This window comes from Pseudomonas sp. EL_65y_Pfl1_R83 (assembly GCF_963970695.1).
Lineage (GTDB): Bacteria > Pseudomonadota > Gammaproteobacteria > Pseudomonadales > Pseudomonadaceae > Aquipseudomonas > Aquipseudomonas tritici.
In genome coordinates this window covers 1-551 of record NZ_CAXAQI010000194.1, presented here as the reverse complement: position 1 = coordinate 551, position 551 = coordinate 1, and the positions used below count along the sequence as shown (strand labels likewise).

Below are 551 nucleotides of genomic sequence, written 5' to 3'. Positions count from 1 at the left end.
CCCTGCATAGTCGATCGCCTGGGAAGTATGGGCGTAACGGCTGGCGGGAAGCCGGTTCCCGACCAGTGACGGCGTGTGCCACTGACCGCCGCCCTGGATGCCGGTCGCCAACACGATCTTGCGCGTAAGCAGTGTCTCGCCGCCATTGAGGTGGAGACGGAACAGGCCCTTCTCGATAGGTTCGATCCGATCAAGCCGCGCGTCGTTGCGCACCGGCAGCCGTAACACGCGACGATACCAGCGCAGATAATTCATCCAGTCGCCGCGCGGAATCTTGTCAATCCGTTCCCAGCTCTCCACCCCATGCGCCGCCTCCCAGTAGGAGCGGAACGTCAGCGACGGCACGCCGAAATCGATGGAGGTCAGATGCTTGGGCGTGCGCAGCGTCACCATCCGGGCATAGGTGTCCCACGGCCCCTCGCGGCCGGCAGGGTTCTCATCAAGGACGATGATGTTCGAGATGCGCTCGCGCAGCAGGCCAAACGCGGTAGCGAGGCCGCTCTGACCGCCGCCTACGACGACCACGTCGTAGACATGGCCATCTTCTCGCT

Annotated in this window: 1 protein-coding gene; it reads right to left on the bottom strand. The window is 64.1% G+C overall.

Going from position 1 to position 551, the window contains the following annotated elements; genetic code table 11:
- On the bottom strand, positions 1 to 551 hold a 551-nt coding region (locus AACY08_RS28370; RefSeq protein WP_339472417.1), incomplete at both ends, for an FAD/NAD(P)-binding protein.